This window comes from Actinoallomurus sp. NPDC052308, from assembly GCF_040679195.1.
GTDB classification, from domain to species: domain Bacteria; phylum Actinomycetota; class Actinomycetes; order Streptosporangiales; family Streptosporangiaceae; genus Actinoallomurus; species Actinoallomurus liliacearum.
This window is the reverse complement of record NZ_JBFAUM010000076.1, coordinates 1-2,037: the sequence shown is the minus strand read 5'-3', so window position 1 is coordinate 2,037 and position 2,037 is coordinate 1. Positions and strand designations below refer to the sequence as shown.

The window sequence follows — 2,037 nt, the reverse complement described above, 5'->3', positions numbered from 1 at the left end:
ACCATCCGCTGAACGCGCCGGACAGGCCCGGACCGGCAGCCGACAATCCCAAGGCGTCGGAGGTGGTCGGCCGGGCCGATGACGTGCCGACCCATGCCGCTCCGCCCAGCCCGGGCGAAGACACAGGGACGGCGAGCGATTGGTCGCACCGTGTCCTGGAGACCATGCGGAGTTTGGCCGGCTCCTTCCGCTGGGGAAGGTCCTGGCCCGATGAGGGTGACGGCTTCAACATCAGCGTGCGGCCGAGCGATGGACGGGTCAACGGGTTCGCCGTATGGATCCGCGGTCTGGGGCCTGCGCCGAAGCCGACCGACGCGATGAATTGCTGGGAAGCAATCCTGTACGCCGGATACTTGTCCGGAGCGCTTGAAAAGGAATGGTTGGTAAGTGCCCACGATGAGGCGACTCGTGCGGCGAATATCCGGTTCCATCGAGCGATAGCCGCGGGGCACACCCGGGACCGCGCGAAAGACCGAGCAGAGACGGCTTACTATCGCGAACTGCTCCGTCGCGCCACCAGGGGTACGCCGACCAGGCACCGGATCGAGAACGGCCTGGTCACCCCGGACGTTCCGGCAGGGCACCTCGTCATCCTCGGTGGGGACTGGCACACCGTACTGGCGCTCGGCACACGTGACCACTTCGGGCGCCAAGAGGTCATGAGCCACTGGACTCATCCGTCGAAGGGGGCCGATGGGCTCGGGACCGTCCAGCGGACGACGCTGGAGGAATTGCTCCAGAAACTCCCTGAAGGCATGACGATCGACTCTCTGGAGCCGGTCTGGTCGGAGCCGGACGGCCGGTCCCCGGCGTCCGAGCGCCTTTCCGCGCCGAAGGCGCCGATGGATCTGCGGCCGGCCTCGAGCGTTCCGGCGGCGGACGTCTACGCGTTCGATCCGGCGAGGGTGCGGGATTGGAACCATCGCGCGCTGCTGGCCGGCAGGAGGTCGATCGACTTCTTCACCTGGGTGCCCTCGGGTCCGGATCCGAACGACGATTTCCGGATCGACGTACCAACGGATCGGGGAGCCAACGACTTCGCTCGATGGCTCCGCGGTGAGGGACCTGCGCCGTCATGGCTGAGCGCGATGAACTGCTGGGAATTTCCCCTGTTCACCGCCTACTGGGTCGGCGCGGTCGACAAGGCATGGCTGGAATCGATTCACGATCAGGCGGCTCGGGAAGCGAAAGCCATGTTCGACGGGTTGGTCGCCGGCGGATCGGATGAACGCGCCGCGGCCTACAAGGCACACGACGTGTACATGGAGACGCTGCTGGTCTCGATCACCGTCGGTGAGGTCACCGAACATCGTCTGGATCCCCGGACGGGCTTGTTGACGCCGGAGGTCCCTGCGGGACATCTCGTCTTCATCGACGGCAATGGGCATGTCGCGTGGGCGCTCGGCACTCGTGACGCCCAGAGGCGGCAGGAGGTGCTGAGCCATTGGGCGTACCCATCGGCCAGTTCGCCGTTGCCGTTCCGGCGACAGATCTTCGGTTCGCGCCGAACCGGCTACACCCAGAAGACGACGATCGAGGAGTTGCTGCCCGGATTCCGCCCATTCGTGACCGTCGCGTCCGCAGCGCCGGCGTGGTCGGATTCGCGTACGGTGGCCGCTTCTGCCCAGGATCCCAGGTCTCAGGCCGCACCCGTGCCGGTGGTGGTGCCGGGTAAGAGGGTGGATCCTCCGGCGAGTGAGGATTGGTTCAATCGGCGGTCCGGGGCGCCGGTGGTGCGGGTCGCGACGGAGCGTTTCGATCCGAGGATCGATTTCCTGCCGGGACGGGCGCCGGGCCGTGCGCTGGGATCGGATCAAGCGGCCCCGGGTCGCGAATGGCGACGGTTCGTCTCGAGCCTGCCGGGCCGTTCATCACGATCGGGTAAGACGATCCAGGGCCGTGAATGGCGGCGGCTCTCCGAGGGGTTGCCCGGGACGGCGAGGGCGTCGGGGTGGGAGACGCTGGTCCGGGCGAATGTGCAGCGGATTCAGGCCGGTAACGGTCGGTGGGTTCGTCGTCATGTGATCGCGTTGCCGG

1 protein-coding gene is annotated in these 2,037 nt (G+C 67.1%); it reads left to right on the top strand.

The features are described from left to right. A partial coding sequence (locus AB0L00_RS45785) for a hypothetical protein (protein ID WP_364444585.1) occupies nucleotides 1-2,037 on the top strand: 2,037 nt, incomplete at both ends.